Here is a 1,110-nt window from a genome sequence, read left to right on the forward strand (position 1 = left end):
GTGACCGCGGATTTCAAAAATGAGGAACTGCTAGCCGATACCAGCGAAACACTCGCTTCCGCCAGAACCATCGCCCATGACTTCGCCCATCTCATCCCCGCGCCGCAACGCAGGACGCTGTTGGGGATCGCGCAATTGATCATGCTCGGCGAGCTGGCGGTGAATCGGGTGATGGATAATCTGCAGTTGCCGCAGTAACACGGATCAGTGACAAGCCCCGAGTGAGGTGCTGTGGCTACGACGTTCGTCGGATCGCCGCCGGAGCAAGCCCACTCCCACAGGGAACGGTGTCGAAAACATATCTGTGTTTTACACGCCAAACCTGTGGGAGGTTGCTCGCGAAGTGGCCATCAAAGACGCAGTAAAACTCAGAAATCGCAACGCAGATAACGCGAAATCGGCAAAATCTTTTGGGAGACTGCAAATTCCGCCATCTGCTTCCGCTTTTTCTGAAAATCAGGCCATTTAAAAACGGATGCTGGCCACTTCTTTAGACCCTTCTTCAACAAGATCAAAGTCGACAGATGTTTTGAGCTTGATGTTCATCTGGTGTCTTTGCTCTTTAGGAACGATGAAGTAGTAATACTCATCCTCAGGCGCAGAAGAAAGTGGGGGCTTACTTAGTGGAGCGCTCACCATAACCCCTCTAATGACTTCGAGGGAATAGCTGACTGGGTCGACTATAGGGGCCTCCTCAGGGTCCTTCTTAGGGTCCTTCTCAATATGGACGATACCGGTTTCTTCATCATATTCTACGAATTTACCTTTCATTTCCTTTCTCCCTGTCATCACAGAAGTGCGCGCATCAAAAGTGTGGCGGCACCCAGCAATCAAATCGCAAAGGCACCTGCTCCACACCTGTAAAACCTGACAGGTAAGGCCCGCTTTCAGACGAAAGGTAAATCTCAGAAATCGCACCGAGAATCTCGCGGATTCAGCAAGTCGTAAGAAAAGTAGACAAATCTATTTAAGCAGTGATTTAAACAGCGAGACTTGGCCGAGATTTTTTTGCCTACCGGGATGGCCCTTTCGCGAGCAGGCTCGCTCCTACAGGGAAATGCATTCCAAATGTGGGAGCGAGCTTGCTCGCGAAGGGGCCAGTGAAGTCAG

General features: G+C 50.9%; 2 protein-coding genes. One reads left to right on the forward strand and one right to left on the reverse strand.

Features of this window, described 5'->3' with window-relative positions; genetic code table 11:
* On the forward strand, positions 1 to 198 hold a 198-nt coding region (locus PMI23_RS28370), incomplete at its 5' end, for a DUF6124 family protein (RefSeq protein WP_042705067.1).
* A 267-nt stretch (positions 199 to 465) separates the two neighbouring features.
* Here PMI23_RS28370 and PMI23_RS28375 read toward each other — a convergent pair.
* Entirely contained in the window at positions 466 to 771 is a 306-nt protein-coding gene (locus tag PMI23_RS28375) for a hypothetical protein (RefSeq protein ID WP_007920016.1), read from the reverse strand.
* Between the last annotated feature and the right edge of the window lie 339 nt (positions 772 to 1,110).

The sequence above is a fragment of the Pseudomonas sp. GM24 genome (genome assembly GCF_000282235.1).
Classification (GTDB): Bacteria; Pseudomonadota; Gammaproteobacteria; order Pseudomonadales; family Pseudomonadaceae; genus Aquipseudomonas.

Excerpts from the sequence above, each read along its gene's own strand:
- PMI23_RS28375 (WP_007920016.1), bottom strand. The coding sequence starts at position 771 with ATGAAAGGTAAATTCGTAGAATATGATGAAGAAACCGGTATCGTCCAT.